This window comes from Ensifer sp. ENS08, from assembly GCF_014852195.1.
Taxonomy (GTDB): Bacteria; Pseudomonadota; Alphaproteobacteria; order Rhizobiales; family Rhizobiaceae; genus Ensifer; species Ensifer adhaerens.
On sequence record NZ_JACVBF010000004.1, the window covers coordinates 17418 to 43119 of the forward strand.

The window sequence follows — 25702 nt, forward strand, 5'->3', positions numbered from 1 at the left end:
AGGAAGCTGCCATGCTCAAACGACGGTCACTGCTGATGTTCGGCGCCCTTGCAACGGCACTGCCGGCATTCAAGGTAACGCGGGCAGGCGCCGCCGATTCCGCACTCACGGCGGACGAGGCGCGCGCCATTGCCAAGGACGCCTATATCTACGGTTTCCCGCTGGTCGACAGCTACAGGGTGCAGCATTCCTATTTCGTCGATCGCGGCAATCCCGAGTTCAAGAGCGGCTGGAATACGCTCAACAATACCGCGCGGGTCTATACGCCTGACGACAAGGCGATCCAGACGCCAAACTCCGATACGCCCTACTCCTTCCTGGGCGCGGACCTGCGCGCCGAGCCGCTGGTCCTGACCGTGCCGACGGTCGAGAAGGAGCGCTACTACTCGCTCCAGTTCGTCGACATGTACACGTTCAATTTCGCCTATGTCGGAAGTCGCGCCACCGGCAGCGAGGCTGGCACCTTCCTGCTGGCGGGACCGGGCTGGAAGGGTGAAACCCCGCCCGGGATCAACGCGGTGATCCGGTCGGAAACGGAATTCGCTTTCGTGCTTTACCGCACGCAGATGTTTGATCCCGCCGACATCGAGAACGTCAAGAAGATCCAGGCGGGCTACAGGGTCGAGCCGCTGTCGAGCTTCCTTGGTCAGCCGGCTCCGGCACCGGCCGCGGCCGTCGATTTTATCACCCCGTTGAGCGCGGCTGACGAAAAGACCTCGCCTGACTTCTACAGGGTCCTGAATTTTATCCTGCAGTACTGCCCGACGCACCCGTCCGAAACGGCGCTGATGCAGCGTTTCGCCGATCTGAACATCGGTGCGGGCAAGACGTTCAACATCACGGCTTTCTCGCCGGAGATCCAGAAGGCGATCACTGACGGCATGGCGGACGCCTGGGCGGCGTTCAAGGAACACAAGGAAACCGAAATCGACACCGGCAAGGCTTCGAGTGCCGACGCGTTCGGCACGCGGGAGTTCCTGAAGAACGACTATATGCAGCGCATGTCCGGCGCGGTTCTCGGTATCTACGGCAACTCGAAGGACGAAGCTCTCTATCCCGCCTATTTCGTCGATGACCAGAAGAAGCCGCTGATCGGGTCGGGCCACTACACCTTGCGCTTCGAACCCGGGCAACTGCCGCCGGTCAACGCCTTCTGGTCGCTGACCCTCTACGAACTGCCGTCGAGCCTGCTCTACGCCAATCCGCTTAACCGCTATCTCATCAACTCGCCGATGCTACCGAACCTGCAAAAGGACGCCGATGGCGGCGTGACGCTCTACGTCCAGCACGAGAGCCCTGGGCCTGACAAGGAAGCAAACTGGCTGCCGGCGCCGAGCGGCCCGTTCTTCACCGCCATGCGGCTCTACTGGCCAAAGCCGGACGCATTGGACGGAAAATGGAAAGCGCCGCCGATGCGGCGCGCCAACTGATCAACGAGGATTTGAATATGAAACACTATCGTTCGTTCCTCATTGCCAGTGCACTGGCGATGGCTGCCGCAACCCAGGCAAGCGCCGCCGACCCCGTAACCGTCGGTGTCGACAACTTCGTTCGTGCCGAGAGCGACATGTACCTTGCCTCCATGGTCAAGGACGGCGCCTTCGGCAAATTCGTGCATCGGCGCGAACCGGCTTCGATCGACAATCAGACCGTCATTCGCCTCAACCGCGATACGCTCTATTCATCGGCCGTGTTCGATCTCGACGCGGGCCCGGTTACGGTCACCATGCCGGACTCGGGAAAACGCTTCATGTCGCTGCAGGTGGTCAACGAGGACCACTATGTGCCGGAGGTCGTCTACGGTGCCGGAGAGGTGACGTTGAGCAAGGAAAAGGTCGGCACGCGCTACGCCGTTGTCGGCGTCCGCACCCTGGTCGATCCGACCGACCAGAAGGATATCGCCGAAGTCCACGCCCTGCAGGATGCGATCAAGGTGACCCAGGAGAAGGAAGGCACGTTCGAAATCCCGGCCTGGGACCCGGCCAGCCAGAAGAAGGTGCGCGAAGCCCTGCTTGCGCTCGGCGCCACTATGCCGGACTTCAAGAAGGCCTTCGGCACCAAGGCCGACGTCGACCCGATCCGCCATCTGATCGGCACCGCGACCGGCTGGGGCGGCAACCCCGACAAGGATGCGACCTATCTCAACGTCACGCCCGCCAAGAACGACGGCAAGACCATCTACAAGCTCGACGTCAAGGACGTACCGGTCGATGCCTTCTGGTCGGTCAGCGTCTACGACGCGCAAGGCTTCTACGAAAAAAACGCCTACAATGCCTACGCGATCAACAACATCACCGCCAAGAAGGGCGACGATGGCAGCGTCTCGATCCAGTTCGGCGGCTGCGACGGCAAGATCGCCAACTGCCTGCCCGTGGTCGACGGCTGGAACTATACGGTGCGGCTCTACCGGCCGCGCAAGGAAATCCTCGACGGAACCTGGCACTTTCCCGAGCCGCAGCCGGTAAACTAGGCGTGCCGCGAATTTGGCAGCGGAGGCCGCATGCATGGAACACAGCGATGACAACCTTGCGGCCTTCGCCGAGCATGGCGCAACGCCCCTGCCCGCAGCAAGGGGTGAAGGCCGTGTCGAGCGTGACGGCGCACGAATCTGGTATGCGACCTATGGATCGGGCGAACCGGTTATCCTCTTGCACGGCGGCCTTGGCCACAGCGGCAACTGGGGCTTTCAAGTCCCGGCCCTGCTTGACACTGGCCACCGCGTCATCCTGATCGACAGCCGCGGCCATGGCCGCAGCACCCGCGACCGAAAGCCCTACACCTACGAACTGATGGCGGCGGACGTGCTTGCCGTGATGGACAGGCTGGATATTCAGAAGGCCGCCTTTGCCGGCTGGAGCGATGGCGCCTGCATCGCACTTACCCTCGCCTCACAGACGCCGGAACGCGTCAGCGGCGTCTTCTTCTTCGCCTGCAACATGGACCCGAGCGGAACGAAGGACATCGAGCCGTGCCCGGTGCTCGACCGTTGCTTTAGCCGTCATGCCGAAGACTACCGCGCGCTGTCGGCGACGCCCGACGATTTCAGCGCCTTCGTCGACGCCGTCAGCGAAATGCAGAGAACCGAGCCGAACTACACGGCGGAAGATCTCGGCAAGATCCGCGTGCCGGTCGTGATCGTCCAAAGCGAAAACGACGAGTTCATCAAACACGAGCATGCTGACCATCTCGCCCGCAGCATTCCCGGCGCCGCGTTCATCCTTCTCGACGGCGTCAGCCACTTCGCCCCGCTGCAGCGGCCCGACCGCTTCAATGCCGCGCTCACGGCTTTCCTTGTCGCACTCGAAGACGAGCCCAAAGGCGACGCGCAATGACGGCATTGACGAGCCCTTGTCGGCTCGTCATCTCGCCCTCCGGCGACGCTACTCGGCCGCTTCGGTCTCAGGCATCGGCACGTAGTTGAGGATCGGCGACAGCCAGCGCTCGACCTCGCGCACCGGCATGCGTTTACGTGTCGCATAGTCCTCGACCTGGTCGCGCTCGACCTTGGCGACACCGAAGTAATAGGCTTCGGGATGGCCGATATAGAGGCCGGAAACCGACGAACCCGGCCACATCGCATAGCTCTCGGTGAGGCTGACGCCGATCGTTGCTTCTGCGTCAAGCAGCCGGAAGAGCGTTGCCTTTTCCGTGTGATCGGGCTGGGCCGGATAACCCGGCGCCGGGCGGATGCCGCCATAGGGCTCCCCAATCAGCTCCATGGGCGTAAACGTCTCGTCCGCCGCATAACCCCAGAGTTCGGTGCGCACATATTCATGCATGCGCTCGGCAAAGGCCTCGGCGAAACGATCGGCCAGCGCCTTGACCATAATCGAGGAGTAATCGTCGTTGGCGCGCTCGAAGCGCTCGGCGATCGCCACTTCCTCGATGCCGGCTGTGACAACGAAACCGCCGACATAGTCGTTGGAGCCGCTATCAACAGGCGCGACGAAGTCGGAAAGGGCCACGTTCGCACGGCCATCGCGCTTGCTGAGTTGCTGGCGCAGCGTGAAGAAGGTCGCAAGTTCAGCGGCCCGATCCTCTCCGGTAAAGAGCCGGATATCGTCGCCGACCGTGCCCGCCGGCCAGAAGCCGACGACCGCCTTCGGCGCAAACCACTTCTCCTCGATGATCTTTTTCAGCATCGCCTGCGCGTCGTCGAACAACTGGCGGGCAGCCGCACCTTGCGCCTCGTCGTCGAGGATCTTCGGATAGACGCCCTTCAGCTCCCAGGTCTGGAAGAACGGCGTCCAGTCGATGTAGCGGGCAAGCTCCGCCAGATCCCAGCTTTCGAACACGCGCGTGCCGAGGAACGAGGGCGTCTTGGCCTGATAATTCGACCAGTCAACCCGATGCTGATTGGCACGTGCCTGCGACAGGGGCAGCCGGCGCTTTTCCGCCTCGTTGCGCGCATGCGCGTCGGCGACCTTGCGATACTCCGCCCGAACCGTCTCCATGTAATTGTCGCGCGCTTCGGGCGAGAGCAAGCTCGATACGACGCCGACGGCGCGGCTGGCATCCGTCACGTAGACCGTCTGGCCGCGATCGTAGCGCGGATTGATCTTGACGGCGGTGTGCACGCGGCTGGTCGTCGCGCCGCCGATCAGCAGCGGTACATCGAAGCCTTCGCGCTCAAGCTCTGAGGCGACATGCACCATTTCATCCAGTGAGGGCGTGATCAGGCCGGAGAGGCCGATGATGTCGACCTTCTGCTCGCGCGCCACTTCGAGGATCTTCGCCGAGGGCACCATGACGCCGAGATCGATGATCTCGTAATTGTTGCAGGCCAACACGACGCCGACGATGTTCTTGCCGATGTCGTGCACGTCGCCCTTGACCGTCGCCATCAGGATCTTGCCGGCACTTTCGCGCGCCTCGCCGCCATTGGCGAGCTTTTCCGCCTCCATGTGCGGCAAGAGCACGGCGACCGCCTGCTTCATGACGCGTGCGGATTTGACCACCTGCGGCAGGAACATCTTGCCCGAACCGAAGAGGTCGCCGACGACGTTCATGCCGGCCATCAGCGGGCCCTCGATGACATGCAGCGGCCGCGCTGCCTCAAGCCGAGCCTCCTCGGTATCAGCCTCGATGTATTCGGTGATGCCGTTGACCAGCGCATGTTCGAGGCGCTTTGCCACCGACCATTCGCGCCAGGAAAGATCCTTCTCGCGGCCCTGCGAGCCGCCCTGTCCGCGATAGCGCTCAGCGATCTCCAGCATGCGCTCGGTCGAATCGGCGCGGCGGTTGAGCACCACGTCCTCGCAGGCCTCGCGCAGATCGGCATCGATGGCGTCATAGACGGCGAGCTGGCCGGCGTTGACGATGCCCATGTCCATGCCCGCCTGGATGGCGTGGTAGAGGAACACCGCGTGCATTGCCTCGCGCACCGGCTCGTTGCCGCGGAACGAGAAGGAGAGGTTGGAGACGCCGCCCGACACATGCACGTGCGGCAGGGTCTTGATGATCTCGCGCGTCGCCTCGATGAAGTCGACACCGTAGTTGTTGTGTTCCTCGATGCCCGTCGCCACGGCGAAGATGTTCGGATCGAAGATTATGTCTTCGGGCGGGAAGCCCGCCTGTTCCGTCAGGAGCTTGTAGGCGCGTGTGCAGATCTCGACCTTGCGCGCCTGGGTGTCGGCCTGGCCGACCTCGTCGAAGGCCATGATGACGACGGCGGCACCGTAGGCGCGGCAAAGCCTGGCATGGTGCAGGAACGCCTCTTCGCCTTCCTTCATCGAGATGGAATTGACCAGCGGCTTGCCCTGAACGCATTTCAGGCCCGCCTCGATCACTTCCCACTTCGACGAATCGATCATGACGGGAACGCGGGCGATATCCGGCTCGGAGGCGACGAGGTTCAAGAACTCGATCATCGCCTGCTTCGAATCGATCAGGCCCTCGTCCATATTGATGTCGATGATCTGGGCGCCGTTCGCCACCTGGTCGCGCGCGACGTCGAGAGCGGCCGCATAATCGCCGGCAGTGATCAGCTTGCGGAACTTCGCCGAGCCGGTGACGTTGGTGCGCTCGCCGACGTTGACGAAGGGAATGTCGGAGGTGAGCGTGAAGGGCTCCAGCCCGGAGAGCCGCATCAGCGGCTCGACCTTGGGGATCTCGCGCGGCGGATGCTTGGCAACGGCCTTGGCGATCGCGCTGATATGGGCCGGCGTCGAGCCGCAGCAGCCGCCGACAATGTTGAGCAGCCCGTCGCGCGCAAAGGCTTCCACCTGGGCGGCCATCTGCTCCGGCGTTTCGTCGTACCGGCCGAACTCGTTCGGCAGGCCGGCATTGGGATAGGCGCAGACGAAGGTATCGGAAACGCTTGAAAGTTCGTCGATGTGGGCGCGCATCGCATTGGCGCCGAGCGCGCAGTTGAGCCCGATGGTGAAAGGCTCGGCATGGCGCACCGAGTGCCAGAAGGCGGTCGGCGTCTGGCCGGACAGGGTGCGGCCCGAGAGGTCGGTGATCGTGCCGGAGATCATGACCGGCAGGTCGATACCCTTCTCCGCAAAGACTTCCTTGGTCGCGAAGATCGCCGCCTTGGCGTTCAGGGTGTCGAAGATCGTCTCGATCAGAATGATGTCGGCGCCGCCGTCGATCAGACCGCGGATCTGTTCGGCATAGGCGACGCGCAAATCGTCGAAGGTGACGGCGCGATAACCGGGATTGTTGACGTCGGGCGAAATCGACGCCGTGCGGTTCGTCGGCCCGAGCGCGCCGGCGACGAAACGGCGGCGACCGTCTGCGGCTTCGGCCCGCTTGGCCGCGCGCCGAGCCACTCGGGCACCATCGCGGTTGAGATCATAGACCATGTCTTCCATGCCGTAATCGGCCTGGGCGATGCGGGTCGAAGAGAACGTGTTGGTTTCAAGGATATCCGCGCCGGCGATGGCATAGGCGTAATGGATGTCCTCGATCGCCTTCGGCTGGGTCAGCGTCAGAAGGTCGTTGTTGCCCTGTTGATGACAGGCGCAGCCGCCAAATCGGTCGCCGCGGAAATGCTGCTCGACAAAGCCGAGCTGCTGGATCTCCGTGCCCATCGCGCCATCCATGATCAGGATGCGTTCGCGCGCAGCCTGGGCCAGCGCCCGCTTGATCTCGGAGCCATCCGGCTTGGAGGAAACATCGCCGAAAAGGGCGTCGATGGCGGACATGGGAAATCTCCCGTTCTGAAAACGACAAACACTAAGGCAAGTCAATCACATAAAGATATCTTTATGTCAACATATGCAGCAATCACATTTACCTCTCGGAGCAAAGAAAATGGCCCGCCGCAATCGCGACGGGCCATAATGAAAGCGATACTCTGGATCGGCAAATCAGCTCCGGGCTAGGCAGTCCTCGGTCTCATAAATGGCGCAGAGGATATGGTAGAAGCTGCTCGCCGGCGCCGGCTCCTCGACGAAGGTGCCGTCGGCCTTCTGCTTGTCGCGCCAAAGGCCCGCAACCGGCGTCGCCAGAAACGTCTGAAGGGCCGCCGCTGCTCGCGCGGCCGAAGCAAGATAACGCTCGCGCTCGGCACCATTGGTGAGTGCGGCAAAGCGGACGGCCGCCTTCAGCCACTCGGTCTGCGGCCAAAGCCTCGCGATCGGATCTGCCACCGACAGATCGTCGAGAAGCGTCATGATCGCGACGTTGCGGTTCGCGCAGATGCCGTGGGCCTCACCGATATCGAACAGCCGCCGTGCCTTGACGATCGCCTCGGCGCTGCCGCGGCGCTCCGCCCAGCGCAAAAGCAGCCACGCCCATTCGAACAGATGTCCAGGCTCGACGATCCGGCCCTTTTCGCCTGCCATCGGCGCCCAGTCGTGATCGAAGAATTCGCGCAGCACACCGCTCTCGGCATCGATGAAATAATCCATCGCCAGATGCGCAATTTCGTCGGCGAGGTTCGCCCAGCCAACCCGATCGAAGCCCTCGACCGTCTCGCTCGCCAGGCACGCCTCAAAGAGATGCATATGCGGATTGGAGCAGAGCGGCAGGCGCGAGGGATTGTCTTCCTCGAAGCCCGCGACCGGATGCTTGACATGCGCCTCGATCCGCGAGCGAAGGTCATTGCTGCGCTCGATCATCTCGGCCTTGCGGGCCGGCACGACCTCGCCCAGATAGGCGAAGGCAAGCAGCGCGAAGGCCTGGTTGTAGAGGTCAAAGGACGGATCGAGCAGATTGCCGTCGGCATCGGCGAGCGCGCCGTAAAAGCCGCTCGGCTGCTTGAAAATGCGATCGAAATCGGCAAGCCCGCCTTCGGCGGCACCGCGCCAATCACCGGACCAGCCGCGCCGCCCGGCCTCGGCGAAACAGTAGACCTGCCGCGGCTGAACGCGTGCACGCCGGTTGGCGCGGGTCGGCTCGCCTGCCATATCGATCGTCTCGACGAAGCCGCCTGAATGATCGACACCCTTGTCGCGCCAGAGCGGCAGGGCCTTGTCTGCCAGCCAATCCGACAGCACGCGTGATTGCGAAATTATATCCAATGCCAATTCTCAGTCCTCGAGCTTCAAGGCGCCATGATCCTTGCCGAGCAAGGCCGAGAGCGCTTCGACCACCATGTTGTGGTCCTCGCGTTGCGGCAGGCCGGATACGGTGACGGCACCGATACAGCCGGTGCCTTTGACGACGATCGGGAAACTGCCACCGTGCGCTGCATAATCCGCATCGGCAAGGCCGAGCTTGGCCTGCAGATTGGTCTGCGCCTTGGCGAGCTCGCGGCCGGTGGCATAGCTGCTCTTGAACAGGCGGAACACGGTGTTGCGCTTGCGGCGCACCCAGTTCGGATTATCCGGCGTCGCCCCGTCGAGCGCGGCGTAGAACACCTGCATCGAGAAGAGCGTGATGTCGATGACGACGCCAAGCTTGCGCTCGGCCGCCATCTTGCGCAGCAGTGAGCCAAGCTCCCACGCCGCATCGAGATCGAAGCGCTCGAACTGCAATTCCTGTTCCTGCCGCGCGATACGGGCGAGGTCCTTGTCGATATTCATGGGGGTCAGTCCTTCCAGAGCCAGGCCGCACCGCGCACGCCGGAACTGTCGCCGTGCAGGGCCTTGCGAATGGGCGTTTCGAACGTGTCGCCGAAGAGGTAGTTGACGACCCGCGGCGGCACGTCCTGGTAGATCTCGTCGACATTCGACATGCCGCCGCCAAGCACGTAGACATCCGGGTCGATGATGTTGGTGAGCAGTGCCAGGCTGCGCGCCAGCCGGTCGACGAAGCGCTCATAGACGCCCGTTGCAACCGGATCGCTCGCCCGCTTCGCCTCGATGATGTCGCGCCCACGCATTTCGACGCCGGTCGTCAGGCGATAGTCGAGCTCGACACCCGTGCCGCAGGCATACATGTCGAGGCAACCGTGCTTGCCGCACCAGCATTTGTGGCCAGGATATTCGTCCTGCGTCATCCAGGGCAGCGGATAATGGCCGATCTCGGCGGCAACGCCCTGGTAGCCGGCGTGCACCTTCTTGTCGATCGCAAGGCCGCCGCCATGGCCAGTGCCGACGATAACGCCGAAGACCACATGCTCATTCTTGCCGGCGCCATCGACCGCCTCCGAGACCGCCAGGCAATTGGCGTCGTTGGCAAGCCGGACCGGGCGGCCAAGCGCCGTTTCGAGGTCACGCCCAAGGGGCTTGCCATTGATCAGCACCGCATTGGAATTGCGCACGATTCCGGTGCGCGGATTGGGACTGCCGGGAATGCCGATGCCGATCGAGCCCTGTTCGCCCGCCGTCTGCTCGGCGGCAGCAACGAGATCGAGAACGGCGCGGATGCAATCGTCATAGCCGCTGGTCGGGGTCGAGACGCGATGACGGGCGCGTGTTTCGCCATCGCGGCCAAGCGCGATGACTTCCATTTTTGTGCCGCCCCAATCTATTCCGATGAACATATGTGGATCAGGTCTCTGATGAAGGACTCAATGGGGAGCGCCAGCTTCCTCGGGCCGGCGCTTGCTTTGCTTAGCATTCGGAGGACATGGAAGACCAGCCCCCCGTTTCACCCTCGTTTTCAAGCCTGCCGGTCCGCGTCGGCACACCACCCGGACGAGACGACCCAAGCTCGCCGCCACCTGCATTTCCTCGGGCACTAACGCAAAAACACTTGGCGAAGAGCCCTCGCTTTTGTATGGGTGCTATTCAAGTGGTCCCGTAGCTCAGCAGGATAGAGCACCAGATTCCTAATCTGGGGGTCCCGCGTTCGAATCGCGGCGGGATCACCATTCTCCAAGACCCCTCTTAATCGAATTGGACGCGGCGCACGCCGTGCTGACGCCGTGGATGACAGCAAAGCAACCCCCTCCGGAGAAAACACGGTTCATCTGCTCGTGACCTATATGGAAATGCTCGAACGTCCGGCGGGCGACGCGTTTCCGGCACCGATCGCGCAAGCGGTGGTCGCGTCCGAACGTCCGGATGCCGCTGCGTTTCTTTCGCTCTATCGCGCCGTCGGCGAACCGTTGCGCTGGGATCAGCGGCTGCGCATGCCGACGGCCGATCTCGACGACTTTCTCAGAAGCGCCTCCACGATCCTCTACATCCTCCGGCTGGATGGCCGCGCAGTCGGGCTCTGTGAATTCGACCGCGCCGATACCGAGGATGTCGAGCTCACCCATTTCGGCCTGATCCCGGATGTTTACGGCCAAAGGCTGGGGCCATTTCTGCTCGATAGCGCGCTGCGCGCCGTCTGGGACCGAGGTGCAAACCGGATCTGGCTACATACGGACGAATGGGATCACCCGAAGGCGCAGGCTACCTATCGCCGCGCCGGCTTCAGCGCCTTTGCGCAGAAGCTCGAGGAGATCGTGCCCTAACGCACGCTCACCGAAGCGGCTGCCACGCCGGGCCGCGCCAGGCTTTGAGTTCCTGCAGAAACACCTGCAGCCGCGATGGCAGGAAGCGCCGCGTCGGATAGACCGCATGCACAAAGACATCCGGCGCGGACCATCCCGGAAGCACGCGCAGAAGCTTGCCGCTCGCAAGTAGGCTGTCGCAGAAGATCGGCGGGAGCCGGCCGATGCCGTGGCCGCGCTCGGTCATGGCACTCGCCGACTGGATATCGTGGACCGACACCGCCCCGGTCACACGCAGGCTGGCCGCTTCGCCACCCTTGACCAGATGCCATTCGGCCTCGTTGCCCCGGGCATTGACCAGGACACAGCGGTGGCCACTCAGGTCTTCGGGTCGCGATGGGGTGCCATGTTTGTCGAGATAGCCGGGTGCGGCCACCAGGAAATGGGTGCTTCGACCCAAACGCTGCGCGACAAGCGACGAATCGCGCAATTCGCCGAACCGCACTGCGACGTCGATGTTTTCGGCAACGAGGTCCATGAACATATTGGTGACGAGCAGATCGACCTCGATCTCGGGATACGTCTTCAGAAATGCGGACAGGAAATCAAAGAAGGGCGGCTGCCCGAGGGTCATGGGAACGGTGACCCGCAGCAACCCCTCCGGTCTTCTCTGCGCCTCGCTCAGCACCCGCTCCGCGTCGCGAAGCTGCTTCAGCGGTTCGCCGCATTCCGCATAATAGGCGCGCCCCTGCGCCGTGAGACTGAGCTTGCGCGTCGTGCGCTGGATGAGCGTGACGCCCAGTTGCTCCTCGAGCGCCGTGACCTTGCGGCTGACGGTGGAGACCGGCATGCCGAGCGAACGTGCCGCCCGGCTGAAACTCTCGAATTGGGCAACGGCCGCAAAGACCGCGATATCGTTCAGATCGACCATGGGAAGATTTTTGCATCGCTAGAAAAGTAATTCCAGATATTTCCGCCTAATCGCACAATCTGGCAGCAGCCATATTGATCTCACCGAAACCGTCCATCCACGGAGAGAGATCAGATGACAAACAAAGTCGCCATCATCACCGGTGCATCCCAGGGCATCGGCGCGGGCCTCACAAACGCTTTTCTGGCAGAGGGCTACAGCGTCGTCGCAACCTCGCGCAATGTCAGCCAATCGCGCGAAATCACCGAATCGGACCGGCTGGCCCGGGTCGACGGCGATATCGCCGATCCGGAGACGGCGAAACGCGTGGTCGAAACCGCGATCGCCCGGTTCGGCTCGATCGACGCGCTCGTCAACAATGCCGGCATCTTCTTCACCAAGGCCTTCGTCGACTACACCGCCGAAGACTACCGGCAGCTGAGCGCCACCAACATCGAGGGATTCCTCCACACGACCCAGCTTGTGATCAAGCAGATGCTTTCGCAGAAAAGAGGCGGCAGCATCGTCAGCATCACGACACCCCTTGCCGACCGACCGATTGCAGGCATGAACGCTTCGGTCGCCATGCTGACCAAGGGCGGCATCAACGCGATCTCGAAGAACATCGCCATGGAATACGCAAGGGACGGAATCCGCGTCAACGTCGTGGCCCCCGGTGTCGTCGACACGCCGCTCCACAAGGACAACCCGCGGGATTTCCTGAACACGCTCTCGCCGATGCACAGCATTTCCAGCGTGGCCGAGATCGCGGATGCCGTCCTGTTCCTGACCAGGGCGCCGCGCATAACCGGGGAGGTGCTGAACGTGGACGGCGGCGCGCATCTGGGCAAATGGTAGAGTGGGAGCGCCCGTTGCTGGCGCAGGGCGGCGCAGGGGAAAAGAAACGCGCTGACGTCATGCGCCTGTCACGAACGACAGCTAAACAACACTCACATCTTCCTGATGACCACGGATGAACTGGCATCGACGGAAGGTGATGAGGAAGGTCGGGTTTGCCCCGGCCTTTTTTGTTGGGCCGGTCCCGTTCCTTCGATCACGATCGCAAGGTTGCCGCGCTGGGCGGCTGGCTTGACAGGAGATGCAGTCTGCCTGACGGTGCGCGCATGACGGGAGGACACCATGGGTAAGCTTCTGCAAATCATCGGCATCGTCATCATCCTGGCCGCTCTGGCCGCCGCGATCGCGCTGCTCGCTGCCGATCCGGCAACGGCGCAGCTTCGGGCGCTCGTCATACTGCCTTGGGCCTTGAGCGCGATCCTGAGCGGCATACTTCTCGCGGCTTTCGGCTCGATGCTGCGGCAGCTCAGCGCGATCCGCGCCGCGACCGAGCGTCAGGCCGCCCTGTTCCAGGCCATCCTTGACCGCAGAGCGCCGACGGCCGCGCAATAAGCGTTGCTATCCGCGTTCGGTCCACCAAAACCTGATGATTTCAATCATCGGGCCGGCACACGCGCAGCCGATGGCCATCCGGGTCAAGCGCGACGAAGGTGCGGCCGAAGACCGCCGTCTTCAGCTCCTGCTCGATCGTGATCCCTTTGCTGCGCCATTCCGCATAAAGGCGCTCGACCTCGGCATCGTCCTTCACCATGAAGGCGACTTCAGAGCGGTGACCGCTTCCAGACGAAACGAAATCCCGTGCACCGGTGGACCAGAGACTGAACGTCAGCCCGTTTTCGAGTTGGAAGGCGACATAAGTCGGGAAGGATGCGACGGGTTCGCGTCCAAGCAGGCCGGTATAGAAGGCAGCGCTTCCGGTTGGGTCTTCGACATAGAGCAGGATGAGGTTCGGTGACAGCATCGTCGGGTCTCCTTTTCGATGCCCGGACACTAGGCACTGCCGCTGTCAGATACTGTCAGCATCAACCGGACAGCCAAAGGCCGCCGGGCCTTGCGATCCGGCGGCCTTTGGCAGGAAGGCGACACGTCAGAAGACGGCGAGATATTTCAACAGAGAGATGATGCCGATGATGATGACGATGATCTGGACGATCTGCTTGGCGCGCGCGTCGAGCGGCAGACGCTGGACGAGATAGAGCACCAGCACGATGACGAGGAAGGTAATCAGAATTCCGATAAGCAGCCCCATGGAACACTCCCATTTTCACACAACAGCGCCGCGATGGCGTCGGGATTGTAACTAGGACGCGAAGGAAAAAGTTCCAATCGAGGCGACAACTTATGCCACTGGTTCACCCAGGCGCAGGCCGCGCCTGGTGTTTCCGCTCAGGCGAGAAGCCGGCTCAGGATGCCGGCTTGCAGGCGGTTCCCTGATCCTCGTCGCCTTTGGTGGCATCATACAGCGTTGCTTCCTCGCCCTTCGTCCACCAGACATATTGCCCGCCGGCATATTTGGCTCCGGACGCAGCTATCACGTTTGAGGCGACGACGAATGTGCCGTCGATGGTGAAGGTCACCAGCGAAACCGGGCCGGCATTGATGTATTCCGCCTCGATCGCCTTGCCGCCGCAGTCGTAGCGGACCGATTGCCGGTCCACCGCATCGGCGCGGGGAACGCGGATCGTCACGTCGGCGCCTCCAGACGCTGCCGTCATAGACGCCAGTTTCAGGGCGATGCCGCCGCCGGCCTTGCCAAGCACGAGCTTCGATCCTTCCACCGACCAGGAAAGCTCGTTGCTGAGCGCCTTGAGGAACTTCTGCTCCTGGTTCATCACCGCGGGCACGCACATCTTGCGTGTCGATGCCGCCGGGCCGAAGGTGATCTTCGAGCCGGAGAGACTGAAAGTACCGGTGAAATGGTTGCAGCCGGCCATGCCGCCATAGGTCCCGTCCTCGCGGATCTCCAGGGTCGACTGGAGATTGTCGATGACCCCACCCCCACCGATATCTTCGGCAAGCCAGGTGGCGACGAGCTGCGGCGGCACGTTTTCCGCCGCAACCGGCTGCATCGATGCCATTTCGATCGCGACACAGGCGCAGGAAACGGCGGTTATGATTTTCAGCATCGCGAACTCCTCCGGACCCCGACTCAAGGCACCCAATTCTTAGCCTGCGGACGAGACGGAATGAAGACCGCACCCTTGTTGCCGGCGGATTTCGCCTGTAGAGCCTAGCAAACAACATAAAAGACTCGGATCGATCTCGTGAAGATCATGCGCCCGCGGCGAAGGCTCAGCCGGGCATTCCGTCCGAAAAGAAGAACATGGGTATTGGCATGGCATCCCACGACAGTGCGAAGCGCCGACTGACGATCCTCGGCTCGACCGGTTCGATCGGCACCAACACGCTCGACGTTATCGAGCGCCTTGGCGGCCGTGAGCGCTTCGACGTCGTCGCCGTCACCGGCAACGGCAACATTCCCCTGCTCGCCGAGCAGGCCGTGAAAGTTCGCGCCGAACTCGCCGTCACCGCCAACGATAGCCAGTACGAAAACCTGAAGGCCGCGCTCGCCGGCACCGGCATTCAGGTTGCCGCCGGCAAGAGCGGCCTGATCGAAGCGGCCGAGCGCAACGCGGACTGGGTGATGGCGGCGATCGTCGGCAATGCCGGCTTGGCGCCGACGCTTGCCGCGGCCCGCCGCGGCGCCGACATCGCGCTTGCCAACAAGGAGTGCCTGGTTTCCGCCGGCAGTCTGTTCATCGACGCGGTGAAGAAAGGCGGCGGTCGGCTGCTTCCGGTCGACAGCGAACACAATGCCATCTTCCAGGTTCTGGAAGAACACCAGCGCCATGCGGTCGAGCGTATCATCCTGACCGCTTCCGGCGGCCCCTTCCGCACCAAGTCGCTGGAAGAAATGCGTCACGTGACGGCTGACGTCGCGCGCGCCCATCCGAACTGGTCGATGGGCCTGAAAATCTCGATCGACAGCGCCTCTATGTTCAACAAGGCGTTGGAGATGATCGAGGCGAGACATCTCTTCGCGCTTCAGCCCGAGCAGGTCGAGGTGATCGTGCACCCGCAGTCGGTGATCCACTCGATGGTCGGCTATACCGACGGATCGGTGCTCGCCCAGCTCGGCTGCCCGGACATGCGCACCGCCATCGGCTATGCGCTCTCCTATCCGAGCCGCTGCAGCCTGCCGATCGAGCGGCTCGATTTCGCCAAGCTGTCGCGCCTCGATTTCGAGGCGCCGGACGAAGTGCGCTTCCCGGCCATCCGCCTGGCGCGGCGCGCCATGGTCGAAGGCGGCGTGCAGGGTGCGGTCCTCAACGGCGCCAAGGAAACCGCGCTCGACGCGTTCATCGCCGGCCGCACCGGCTTTCTCGCCATGGCAGAGATCGTCGAAAAGGTCATGGACAAGCTTGCCGACCTGCCGGGGGCCGCAACGATGGACGACGTCTTTGCCGCCGACGAAAAAGCCCGGCACTTGGCGGCCGGGCTGCTTCGGTAATTCAGAGCTTTCTGACCGGCGCGCATGGCGCCGGCAAGATTGGCCTTACGCGACAGCGCGGGCCAGCGCACAGCGCGACCACAGCGAATGCAGCGCGCCGACGAGATGGTCGATGTCGGCATCCGAATGGAGCGGCGTCGGGGTGATGCGCAGGCGCTCGGTCTTCTTCGGCACCGTCGGATAGTTGATCGGCTGCACGTAGACGCCGAAATTGTCGAGCAGGAGATCCGAGATCCACTTGCACTTGGCAGCGTCGCCAACCATGACCGGCACGATATGGCTCGGGTTCGGCATGTGCGGAATGCCGCGCTGGTCGAGTAGCGAGCGCAGACGACGCACACGCTCCTGGTGCGCGAAACGTTCGACCTGGCTTTCCTTCAGGTGGCGAATCGAGGCGAGCGCACCGGCGGCAAGCGTCGGCGGCAGCGCCGTCGTGAAGATGAAGCCGGAGGCAAACGAGCGGATGAAGTCGCAGAGTGCGGCGGAGCCGGTGATGTAGCCGCCCATGACACCGAAAGCCTTGCCGAGCGTGCCTTCGATCACCGTCAGGCGGTGCATCAGGCCTTCGCGCTCGGCAATGCCGCCGCCACGCGGACCGTACATGCCGACCGCATGCACTTCGTCGAGATAGGTCATGGCGCCGTACTTGTCGGCGAGGTCGCAGAATTCCTTGATCGGCGCAATGTCGCCATCCATCGAATAGACGGACTCGAAAGCAATGAGCTTCGGCGCACGCGGATCGGCGGCAGCGAGCTTGGCCTCGAGGTCAGCGACCGAATTATGCTTGAAGATGACGCGTTCGCACTTGGAGTGACGGATCCCCTCGATCATCGAAGCGTGATTCCCGGCGTCCGAGAAGACGATAACACCGGGAATCTTGGAACAGAGCGTTCCGAGCGCGGCCCAGTTGGACACGTAGCCGGAAGTAAAGAGCAGTGCCGATTCCTTGCCATGCAGGTCCGCGAGCTCGCGCTCAAGCAGGACGTGGTAATGGTTGGTACCGGAAATGTTGCGGGTGCCGCCGGCGCCGGCGCCGCATTCGTCGATGGCGCGCTTCATCGCCTCGGTGACGACAGAATGCTGGCCCATGCCGAGATAGTCGTTCGAACACCAGACGGTGACTTCCTGAACGCCTTCAGCCGTATGGCGCGCGGCCTTCGGGAATTGGCCGCGATGACGGGCGAGGTCTGCGAAAACCCGGTAGCGGCCTTCCTGATGCAGCCCGTCCAGCTCGTTCTTAAAGAAATTCTCGAAATCCATCATTTTCTCCAGTGCCCGGCCGCTTTCTTCAATCAAAGCGACCTGGGGTCAACCTCGGAATGCCCGGCATCTGCCAACTGCGGCAAAAGGCCCTTGACGCGCTGCCTTCCCAGCGAGTGCATCCGAGATGATCTAGCATTTTTGAGCCTGAGCATCTTCGCTGCTTTCACTGAAACCGTTTCAACGGGAACAGCCCTAGTTTTGAAACATTCCAAAGAAAGCCTTAGTGCATGTTCATCACGTCAAGCTTGATCGAAGTCAAGCAAGGATGAAAAAAGGACGGCCGAAGCCGTCCTTTTTCAATGTTGGTGTGACGGCGAAGGCTGGTCATGCCGCCGCAACGGCGCGTTTGGCCATGACCTTCACCAGATTGGCGCGATAGGCCGCATCCGCGTGAATGTCGGAGAGCAGCTCCGAGGCATCGACGCTAATATTGCCAAGCGCATCCGGCGTCCAGTTGGCAGCAAGGGCTGCCTCCATCTCCGCCTGACGGAAAACGCCATTTGCGCCCGCACCCGTGACCGCGACCCGGATCTCGCCATTGTCGCGCTTGGCGACGAAGACACCGGTCATCGCGTAGCGCGAGGCCGGGTTGGCGAATTTCTGGTAGGCGGCCTTTGCCGGGGCGTCGAAGCTGACCGCGACGACGATCTCGCTGTCTTCCAGCGCCGTTTCGAACAGACCGGTGAAGAAATCGTCGGCCGCGATCTCCCGCCGGTTGGTCACGATCGTCGCGCCGAGCCCGAGCATCGCTGCCGGATAATCCGCCGCCGGATCGTTGTTGGCGATGGAGCCGCCGATCGTGCCCATGTGTCGCACATGCGGATCGCCGATATGGCTGGCAAGGCTGCAGATCGCCGGACACACAGCTTTGAGCGCCGCCGACGAGGCGACCTCATAATGTGTCGTGGCCGCGCCGATCCGCACGGATCGGCCGTTGACTGAGATGCCCTGCATCTCGGCGATGTGCCTAAGGTCGATCAGATCGCTCGGCGACGCCAGCCGCTGCTTCATCGTCGGAATGAGGGTCATGCCACCGGAGACGTACTTGCCTTCGCCGGCCGCATCCATTCGGCTGACGGCGTCCTGAACCGAGGACGCCCGGTGATATTGGGTCTCGTACATGGGGTGTCCTCCCGTTCACTTGGCCGCGTGCGCCGCCGCCCACACCTTCTGCGGTGTCGCCGGCATGGTAAGCGCGTTGTTGCCGATGGCATCTGTGATGGCGTTGATCAGCGCCGGTGGCGAGCCGATGGCGCCGGCCTCGCCGCAGCCCTTGATGCCCAGCGGATTGTTCGGGCAGGGCGTGTTCGAGGTCGAGACCTGGAACGACGGCAGGTCGTCGGCGCGCGGCATGGCGTAGTCCATGTAGCTCGCCGTCAAAAGCTGGCCGGAGGCATCGTAATGCACGCCTTCGAGCAGCGCCTGGCCGATGCCCTGGGCAATGCCGCCATGCACCTGTCCCTCGACGATCATCGGGTTGATGATGTTGCCGAAGTCGTCGGCCGCGACAAACTGGACGATCTTGGTCCGGCCGGTTTCCGGATCGACCTCCACCTCGCAGATGTAGCAGCCGGCCGGGAAGGTGAAGTTTGCAGGGTCGTAGAAGGCCCCTTCCTTCAACCCCGGCTCCATGCCGGCCGGCAGATTGTGGGCGGTGTAGGCGGCAAGCGCCATCTGGAACCACGGCACGGCCTTGTCGGTGCCGGCGACCTTCAGTTCGCCGTTTTCGATGACGATGTCGCTTTCGTCCGCTTCCATCAGGTGAGCGGCAATCTTCTTCGCCTTGGCTTCGACCTTGTCGAGCGCCTTGACGACGGCCGACATGCCGACGGCACCGGAGCGCGAGCCGTAGGTGCCCATGCCCATCTGCACCTTGTCGGTATCGCCATGCACGATGTTGACGCTGTCGAGCGGCACGCCGAAGCGGTCGGCGACAAGCTGGGCAAAGGTCGTCTCGTGGCCCTGGCCATGGCTGTGCGAGCCGGTCAGGACCTCGATCGTACCGACGGCGTTGACCCGCACTTCGGCCGATTCCCAAAGACCGACGCCAGCACCGAGCGAACCCACCGCTGCCGACGGTGCGATGCCGCAGGCCTCGATGTAACAGCTCATGCCGATGCCGCGCTTCATGCCGCGACCGGCGGCTTCCGTCTTGCGGCCGGCAAAGCCGTTCCAGTCGGCCGCCTTCATCGCCGCTTCGAGCGAAGCGTCGTAGTCGCCGGCGTCATAGTTCATGATGACAGGCGTCTGATGCGGGAAGGAGCGGATGAAATTGACCCGACGCAATTCGGCAGGCGAGACGCCGAGCTCGCGGGCCGCCGTCTCCATCGTGCGTTCCAAGAGATAGGTCGCCTCCGGCCGCCCGGCACCGCGATAGGCGTCGACGGGCGCGGTGTTGGTATAGACGGTGCGCACATTCGCATGGATCGCCGGGATGTCGTACTGCCCGGAGAGCAGCGTCGCATAGAGATAAGTCGGCACCGCCGAGGAGAACAGCGACATGTAAGCGCCGAGATTGGCGATCGTATCGACCTTGAGCCCGATGATGCGGTTGCTCGCATCGAACGCCATCTTCACCTTCGACACATGGTCGCGACCATGCGCATCGGTGAGGAACGCTTCGGTGCGGTCCGACGTCCATTTGACCGGCACGCCGGTGCGTTTCGACGCCCAGAGACAGACGATCTCCTCCGGATAGATGTAGATCTTCGAGCCGAAGCCGCCGCCGACATCGGGTGCGATCACCCGGAGCTTGTTTTCCGGCGCGACATTGTAGAAGGCGCTCATCACCAGTCGCGCGACGTGCGGATTCTGGCTGGTGGTGTAGCAGGTATAGTGCTCGTCGCCGGCATCGTAGATGCCGAGTGCGGCGCGCGGCTCCATCGGGTTGGGCGAAAGCCGGTTGTTATGGATGGTGATCTCGGTGACATGGGCTGCCGCTGCGATCGCCTTGTCGGTCGCCGTCTCGTCGCCGATCTGCCAGTCGAAGATCAGATTGTTGGGCGCTTCGGGATGCAGCTGCGGCTGTCCCGCCTCAAGCGCCTTTGAGGCGTCGATCACGACGGGAAGCTCCTGGTATTCGACGACCACGGCTTCGGCAGCATCACGCGCCTCGGCGACGCTGTCGGCAACGACGATCGCCACCGCATCGCCGACGTAACGCACGGTCTCGTGCGCGAGCGGCCGCCAGGCGCCCATCTTCATCGGCGATCCGTCCTTGGAATGGATCATCCAGCCGCAGATCAGATTGCCGATACCATCGGCGAGCAACTGCTTGCCGTCGAGCACGCCGATCACGCCTGGCATGCCGATCGCCGCCGACCCGTCGACTTTGAGGATCTTCGCATGCGCATGCGGGCTGCGCACGAACACCGCATATTTCATGCCCGGCACGGACATGTCGTCCGTATAGCGGCCCTTGCCGGTCAGGAACCGCTTGTCCTCCTTGCGCGCCACGCGCGCGCCAATGCCTTCAACGCCCATTGCCTATCTCCTCCCGAGATATCCAGCGACAGTCCCGACGGCCATGCATCGGTCCTGAGTGACATGCGTCAGGGGCGAGATCCCGCCCCCGTTCTGCCGCTATTCTGCGGCCACGCGGGCGCCGCTCATCTCGGCGGCGGCGGCAAGGATCGCCTTCACGATATTGTGGTAACCGGTGCAACGACAGATGTTGCCTTCGAGCTCGGCGCGCACCGTCGCCTCGTCCAGCTGACCCTGATGCCTTCGGATCATGTCGACGGCCGTCATTACCATGCCGGGCGTGCAGAAGCCGCATTGCAGGCCGTGATTGGCCTTGAAGGCCGCCTGCACCGGATGCAGCTCGCCATCAGCCGCCAGCCCTTCGATGGTGGTGATCGTAGAGCCTGCGGCTTGCGCGGCGAGGATGGAACAGCTCTTGACCGACTTTCCGTCCAAATGGATGACGCAGGCGCCGCACTGCGAGGTATCGCAGCCGACATGGGTGCCGGTCAGTCCGAGATTTTCGCGTATGAATTGCACCAGCAATGTGCGGTCGTCGCAATGACCGCTCACCTGACGGCCGTTGACCGTCATTGTTACTTTCGCCATTTCGCTCCTCCGGGGTCGGTCAATGCCAACACGAGCGCGGCCGGAAAGTCGGGTGAGATGGTTCACGCGACTAGGGTACGCGCCAACTGATATCAATGCCCGTCGCCCACGGATCCGCTCCTCCGGATTTTCGCAGGCTTGTTTGTATCATTTGTCTTTTTTTGGAATGCCGCAACCGCCCCTGCCCGCCGAACGACAAAATTTTTCCGCGCCGGTTGTGCCGAAGGGAACTGCCTTCATGTCCCGTTCAGGAACGATATCATTATCTTGCCGGCAGGAAGAAACCGCAGCGCTCCCGTAGACTTTCGATGGGGACCGCGTATTTTCCGAACCGCAAGTTCCGGTGGAGCGGGATGTTCCCGGCTTCGCCATCATCCACGGGACGGACTGAGCGATAGGCTTGAGATCCGTAGACATCGGAGAGAACAACATGAAGAAAGCCATCGCACTTGTGCTGGTCGCCCTGGCGGTCGCAAGCTGCACCCAGACGGAAAAGGGCGCCGGCATCGGTGCCGTTTCCGGCGCGATCATCGGCGGCGCTGTTACCGGCGACGTCCGTGGCGCTGCAGTCGGCGCGGCAATCGGCGGTGTTTCCGGCGCAGTCATCGGCAACGTCACCGAGCAGCCCGGCCAGTGCTACTATCGCGACCGCTACGGCCGCCGCTACATCGACTCCTGCCCGCGCTAAGGCGACAGGCAGCCTGCCGTCGGCTGCAGCTTGAGCCGCCCGACGGTCTGGTTTGATGTTTCCCCCTCACGGCTGACCGCCCTGAGGGGGTTTTTCGTTGCGGCAACCGCATCCTCTGCCGCACACAACACGCAGCGGCCAACGAAGGCGCCGAAATCGGGTGGCAACCGCCGAAGCAATCTCGTCTGCTGACCTCGACGTTTCATGATCGAGGTTCTTCCATGCCAAACCCACCACGCGACACCCTGCCACCGGCCTTCAAGCGCATCGGCTGGTCCAACCTGTTCGCACAGTTTTCCGAGCAGATGGCGCTGGCCGCCGCTCCGCTCGCCGCCGTGCTTCTGCTCGCCGCAGGCCCTGCGGAAACCGGATGGCTGCAGATGGCGCAGACGCTGCCATTCCTTCTGCTCTCCATTCCCGCCGGTCTCGTTGCCGACCGCGCATCGCGGCGCAGGCTGATGGTTTCCTCGGAAATGCTGCGCGCGCTGTCGCTGGTTGCCACGCTGTTGCTGATGCTCGGCGGCCTGCTGTCGCTGCCGCTGCTCGCCGTCATGGGCTTCGTCGGCGCCATCGGCACGGTCTGCTACAATGTCGCCGCCCCAGCCCTGGTGCCGGCGATCGTGCCCCGTCACCAACTCGCCGACGCCAATCGCTGGCTGGAGCTCGCCCGCAGTCTCGCCTATTCCGGCGGACCGGCGATCGGCGGCGCGATCGTCGCATGGACCGGCGCATCGCTCGCCTATGTCGCCGCCACATCCCTGTCCCTTCTCTCTGTCGTCCTGCTCGCCGGCCTTGGCGACCAGCAGCAACCGACCGCTCCCAGGCGCAACCTCCTTCAAGATCTCGCCGAAGGCGCCCGGTTCCTGGGCGGCCACCCGCTGCTCAGGCCCATTCTGGTGACCGCCATCGTCTTCAACACGGCCTGGTTCGTGCTGCAGGCGGTCTATGTCGCCTATGCCATTCAGACCCTCGGGCTGACGGCGACCGGCGTCGGCATCACGCTTGGCATCTATGGCGCCGGCATGATGATCGGCGCCTTCGCAGCCCCCGCCATTGCGCGCCGGATCCCCTTCGGCCTGATGATCGCCCTCGGCCCGCTCGGCGGGTTGACGGCTGCGGCCGTGATGCTCTCGACCATCTGGGTTCCCTCAGGCGCCCTTGCCGGTTTGAGCTTCTTCCTGTTCGGCGCCGGCCCGGTGCTCTGGTCGATCGCCACGCTCACGTTGCGGCAGGCCGTCACCCCCAATGCGATGCTCGGGCGCGTATCGGCCTTCATCACCACCGCCACCTTCGGCGCCCGGCCGATCGGTGCAGCGCTCGGCGCCGTCGTCGCCACACGCTTCGGCGTCGAGGCGTGCCTTGCCGTCGCAGCGGTCGGTTTCCTCATCCAGTTCCTCGTCATCATCGCTTCCGGCGTACCGCAATTGCGGGCGCTGCCCGAGGCGGCGTAGCGGCTCGATACAGCGGACAAGGCGGCATTTAAGCCTCCAAAAAGGCGCAGCGCCCTACTGGTTGTCGGCGGTGGTTGTGCTGCGCCGACAACATTTCCGCGCTTTTTCGACGGAATCGGCACCGAAATTCGGCATCAGGGGTGGATGCAGCGGATCGTCATCGTTAACAGATGGAAAACCTTAGGCATGCGATAGTGACCCAGCCGCATAAGCAGGCAGTTTGTATTGGGTCGCCTGAAGACGGGATGCGGAAGCGAATGTCCCCACCACGGTCGAGTATTGCGTACTGGAAGGCAGCGACTTCGCTTGCTGTTGCCTTTTCGTGCGCGCTCGGCCCGCTTTCCGCCGAGAAGGCCTATGCCTTCAAGCTCTTCGGCATGAAGTTTTTCGAGAGCGACGAGGAAGAGGCGCCGGTCATCGACCCGGTCAACTATACCCTCACCTTCGACGCCGGCACCGAAGACAAGGAACTGAAGGAAGCGCTGGAAAACAGCTCGCAGCTCGTGCAGGGCCAGGAAAAGCCTGTCTCCGGCGATCTTGGCCTGGCAATTCGGGCGCGTGACGACCGCGACCGGCTGCTTGCCGCACTCTACGAAAAGGCCCGCTACGGCGGCACCATCGCGATCCGCATCAACGGCCAGGATATCGACAGTCTGCCGCCGGATCCGTCTTTCCCGGATGGCAAGCCGATTCCGGTCACCGTCACCGTGACGCCGGGTCCGGTCTTCAACGTCGGTTCCGTCAAGTTCGAAGGCGATGCGGCCGGTTTCAGTCCCGCTGATTACGGCCTGCCCGCCGGCGCGCGTGCCGATTCCACCTTGATCATCAAGGCCGGTGAAAAGGTCGTGAACGATCTGCGCGAGCAGGGTCGCCCCCTGGCCAAGCTCACCGAACGCAGCGCTGTCGCCAACCACGCCAACTCGACCGTCGACATCGTCATCGGCGCCAGCGGAGGCCCCGTTGCCCCAGTCGGCGAAGTCAGCGTCGACGGAACGAAGACCGTCGACCCGGGTTTCGTGCGCGACTACTCACGCCTCAACGAAGGCCGTCCCTATTCGCCCGCGGACATCCGCAAAGCCTCCGAGCGCCTGCGCCAGCTCGGCGTCTTTTCGAGCGTCACCATCAAGGAAGCCAATGCGCTTTCGCCCGATGGATCTCTCCCGATGAAGATCGAGGTGTCCGAAGGCAAGCACAAGTATTTCGGCTTCGGCGCCCAGGTCTCGACCACCGACGGCCTCGGGCTTTCGGGCTACTGGGGACACCGCAACCTTTTCGGCCGCGCCGAATCACTGCGCATCGAAGGATCGGTCGACCGCATCGGCGAGACCAAGGAACTGGACAAGCTCGACTATTCGGTTGGCATCCTGTTTGCCAAACCCGGTGCCTTCGGCCCGGCTTCCACCTTTACCGCGAGCGTCAAGGCCAACATCCAGGACCCAGACGCCTACCGCGCCAAGATCCTGACGGCAGCGGCCGGCGCCACCTTCGAGCTCTCGGACACCGACACCGTCTCAGGCGGCGGCGAGCTCAGCTGGGCCAATATCGACGACGCCTTCGGCTCGAACTCTTATCTGACGGCCGCGATCCCGCTCGAATATGTGCGCGATACCCGCAACGACAAGCTGAACGCGACCGAAGGCTACCGGGCGATGATCAACGCCAAGCCGAGCTACGAAATCAAGGGGCAGACCTTCTTCTCGTCCTTCGAAGCCTCGGCATCCGGTTATCATGCGCTCGGCGACGAGAAGCGCTTCGTGCTTGCCGGCAAGATCGGCGCCGGCATGCTCGTCGGCGGCAGCGGACTCGAAGACATTCCTGCCAACCGCCGCTTCTACCTCGGCGGTGGCGGCTCGGTACGCGGCTATTCCTACCAGGAGATCGGCCCGCGCAATTCCGACAACGAGGAGACCGGCGGACGTTCCTATGTCAACGCCTCGCTCGAAGCCCGCATCGCCATCACCGACACGATCGGGGTTGTTCCCTTCATCGACGCCGGTACGGTGTCTGCGAAGACGACGCCGGATTTCTCCGACATCCGCGCCGGCGCCGGCATCGGCCTGCGTTACGCCACGCCCTTCGGCCCGATCCGCCTCGACTTTGCCGTTCCGCTTAACAAATATCCCGGCGGCACCAAGTACGGCATCTATGCCGGTATCGGCCAATCCTTCTGATC

Annotated in this window: 22 protein-coding genes and 1 tRNA gene; 11 read left to right on the forward strand and 12 right to left on the reverse strand. The window is 63.1% G+C overall.

Translation table 11 applies throughout. The features are described 5' to 3' along the window. Nucleotides 1–35 precede the first annotated feature (35 nt). Genes IB272_RS12120 through IB272_RS12130 form a run of 3 tightly spaced genes read left to right on the forward strand, consistent with a single transcriptional unit; the run spans nucleotide 36 to nucleotide 3332 of the window. Nucleotides 36–1430 (forward strand): DUF1254 domain-containing protein, encoded by a 1395-nt coding sequence (locus IB272_RS12120; protein ID WP_246810355.1) that lies wholly within the window; start codon nucleotides 36–38, stop codon nucleotides 1428–1430. A gap of 17 nt (nucleotides 1431–1447) precedes the next feature. Then, nucleotides 1448–2470 (forward strand): DUF1254 domain-containing protein, encoded by a 1023-nt coding sequence (locus IB272_RS12125; protein ID WP_113135857.1) that lies wholly within the window; start codon nucleotides 1448–1450, stop codon nucleotides 2468–2470. A 34-nt stretch (nucleotides 2471–2504) separates the two neighbouring features. Further along, entirely contained in the window at nucleotides 2505–3332 is an 828-nt protein-coding gene (locus tag IB272_RS12130; RefSeq protein ID WP_060582912.1) for an alpha/beta hydrolase, read from the forward strand. A gap of 48 nt (nucleotides 3333–3380) precedes the next feature. On the opposite strand, the gene metH is transcribed toward IB272_RS12130, so the two are convergent. The 4 genes from metH to IB272_RS12150 all read right to left on the reverse strand — a co-directional run bounded on the left by metH (nucleotide 3381) and on the right by IB272_RS12150 (nucleotide 9877). Continuing rightward, nucleotides 3381–7151, reverse strand: a complete 3771-nt coding sequence (gene metH, locus IB272_RS12135) for a methionine synthase (RefSeq protein WP_060582911.1) — start codon at nucleotides 7149–7151, stop codon at nucleotides 3381–3383. 165 nt (nucleotides 7152–7316) lie between these two features. Then, complete coding sequence (locus IB272_RS12140; protein ID WP_113135853.1) at nucleotides 7317–8477, reverse strand: AGE family epimerase/isomerase; 1161 nt, start codon at nucleotides 8475–8477, stop codon at nucleotides 7317–7319. A 3-nt stretch (nucleotides 8478–8480) separates the two neighbouring features. Next, on the reverse strand, nucleotides 8481–8975 hold the full coding sequence (locus IB272_RS12145; RefSeq protein ID WP_034802370.1) for a heme-degrading domain-containing protein: 495 nt from the start codon (nucleotides 8973–8975) through the stop codon (nucleotides 8481–8483). 5 nt (nucleotides 8976–8980) lie between these two features. Further along, nucleotides 8981–9877, reverse strand: coding sequence for an ROK family protein (locus tag IB272_RS12150; RefSeq protein WP_060582909.1), 897 nt, complete (start codon nucleotides 9875–9877; stop codon nucleotides 8981–8983). A gap of 253 nt (nucleotides 9878–10130) precedes the next feature. Between IB272_RS12150 and IB272_RS12155 the strand changes: the two genes are divergently transcribed. Both IB272_RS12155 and IB272_RS12160 read left to right on the forward strand, forming a co-directional pair. Beyond that, nucleotides 10131–10207: transfer RNA gene (locus IB272_RS12155), tRNA-Arg, on the forward strand. Nucleotides 10208–10261: 54 nt separating this feature from the next. Then, nucleotides 10262–10798, forward strand: a complete 537-nt coding sequence (locus IB272_RS12160) for a GNAT family N-acetyltransferase (RefSeq protein ID WP_348646785.1) — start codon at nucleotides 10262–10264, stop codon at nucleotides 10796–10798. A 7-nt stretch (nucleotides 10799–10805) separates the two neighbouring features. On the opposite strand, the gene IB272_RS12165 is transcribed toward IB272_RS12160, so the two are convergent. Beyond that, nucleotides 10806–11708, reverse strand: coding sequence for a LysR family transcriptional regulator (locus IB272_RS12165; protein WP_060582871.1), 903 nt, complete (start codon nucleotides 11706–11708; stop codon nucleotides 10806–10808). Nucleotides 11709–11822: 114 nt separating this feature from the next. Between IB272_RS12165 and IB272_RS12170 the strand changes: the two genes are divergently transcribed. Both IB272_RS12170 and IB272_RS12175 read left to right on the forward strand, forming a co-directional pair. Beyond that, nucleotides 11823–12545 (forward strand): SDR family NAD(P)-dependent oxidoreductase, encoded by a 723-nt coding sequence (locus IB272_RS12170; RefSeq protein ID WP_060582870.1) that lies wholly within the window; start codon nucleotides 11823–11825, stop codon nucleotides 12543–12545. A gap of 282 nt (nucleotides 12546–12827) precedes the next feature. After that, on the forward strand, nucleotides 12828–13097 hold the full coding sequence (locus tag IB272_RS12175; RefSeq protein WP_060582869.1) for a hypothetical protein: 270 nt from the start codon (nucleotides 12828–12830) through the stop codon (nucleotides 13095–13097). Between the two features lie 40 nt (nucleotides 13098–13137). On the opposite strand, the gene IB272_RS12180 is transcribed toward IB272_RS12175, so the two are convergent. The 3 genes from IB272_RS12180 to IB272_RS12190 all read right to left on the reverse strand — a co-directional run bounded on the left by IB272_RS12180 (nucleotide 13138) and on the right by IB272_RS12190 (nucleotide 14671). Further along, complete coding sequence (locus tag IB272_RS12180) at nucleotides 13138–13506, reverse strand: VOC family protein (protein WP_060582868.1); 369 nt, start codon at nucleotides 13504–13506, stop codon at nucleotides 13138–13140. A 126-nt stretch (nucleotides 13507–13632) separates the two neighbouring features. Next, on the reverse strand, nucleotides 13633–13794 hold the full coding sequence (locus IB272_RS12185; RefSeq protein WP_089044368.1) for a Thivi_2564 family membrane protein: 162 nt from the start codon (nucleotides 13792–13794) through the stop codon (nucleotides 13633–13635). 154 nt (nucleotides 13795–13948) lie between these two features. Continuing rightward, complete coding sequence (locus IB272_RS12190) at nucleotides 13949–14671, reverse strand: META domain-containing protein (protein ID WP_060582867.1); 723 nt, start codon at nucleotides 14669–14671, stop codon at nucleotides 13949–13951. A gap of 209 nt (nucleotides 14672–14880) precedes the next feature. Here IB272_RS12190 and dxr point away from each other — a divergent pair, with 209 nt between their 5' ends. Continuing rightward, the gene (gene dxr, locus IB272_RS12195) at nucleotides 14881–16056 is read left to right on the forward strand and encodes a 1-deoxy-D-xylulose-5-phosphate reductoisomerase (protein ID WP_060582921.1); all 1176 of its coding nucleotides are present in this window, start codon (nucleotides 14881–14883) and stop codon (nucleotides 16054–16056) included. 45 nt (nucleotides 16057–16101) lie between these two features. Here dxr and hemA read toward each other — a convergent pair whose 3' ends face one another. From hemA to IB272_RS12215, 4 genes are all read right to left on the reverse strand, one after another. Next, entirely contained in the window at nucleotides 16102–17316 is a 1215-nt protein-coding gene (gene hemA, locus IB272_RS12200) for a 5-aminolevulinate synthase (protein ID WP_034802389.1), read from the reverse strand. A gap of 327 nt (nucleotides 17317–17643) precedes the next feature. Next, nucleotides 17644–18441: a xanthine dehydrogenase family protein subunit M gene (locus IB272_RS12205; protein ID WP_060582866.1), complete on the reverse strand. Its 798-nt coding sequence runs from the start codon at nucleotides 18439–18441 to the stop codon at nucleotides 17644–17646. 15 nt (nucleotides 18442–18456) lie between these two features. Then, the gene (locus IB272_RS12210; RefSeq protein WP_060582865.1) at nucleotides 18457–20802 is read right to left on the reverse strand and encodes a xanthine dehydrogenase family protein molybdopterin-binding subunit; all 2346 of its coding nucleotides are present in this window, start codon (nucleotides 20800–20802) and stop codon (nucleotides 18457–18459) included. A gap of 99 nt (nucleotides 20803–20901) precedes the next feature. Further along, nucleotides 20902–21390, reverse strand: a complete 489-nt coding sequence (locus IB272_RS12215) for a (2Fe-2S)-binding protein (RefSeq protein ID WP_060582864.1) — start codon at nucleotides 21388–21390, stop codon at nucleotides 20902–20904. Between the two features lie 430 nt (nucleotides 21391–21820). Between IB272_RS12215 and IB272_RS12220 the strand changes: the two genes are divergently transcribed. The 3 genes from IB272_RS12220 to IB272_RS12230 all read left to right on the forward strand — a co-directional run bounded on the left by IB272_RS12220 (nucleotide 21821) and on the right by IB272_RS12230 (nucleotide 25700). Next, entirely contained in the window at nucleotides 21821–22078 is a 258-nt protein-coding gene (locus IB272_RS12220; protein WP_034802400.1) for a glycine zipper domain-containing protein, read from the forward strand. A 221-nt stretch (nucleotides 22079–22299) separates the two neighbouring features. Beyond that, nucleotides 22300–23529: an MFS transporter gene (locus IB272_RS12225; RefSeq protein WP_089044364.1), complete on the forward strand. Its 1230-nt coding sequence runs from the start codon at nucleotides 22300–22302 to the stop codon at nucleotides 23527–23529. Between the two features lie 257 nt (nucleotides 23530–23786). After that, nucleotides 23787–25700, forward strand: coding sequence for an autotransporter assembly complex family protein (locus tag IB272_RS12230; protein ID WP_082566522.1), 1914 nt, complete (start codon nucleotides 23787–23789; stop codon nucleotides 25698–25700). Nucleotides 25701–25702: the final 2 nt, after the last annotated feature.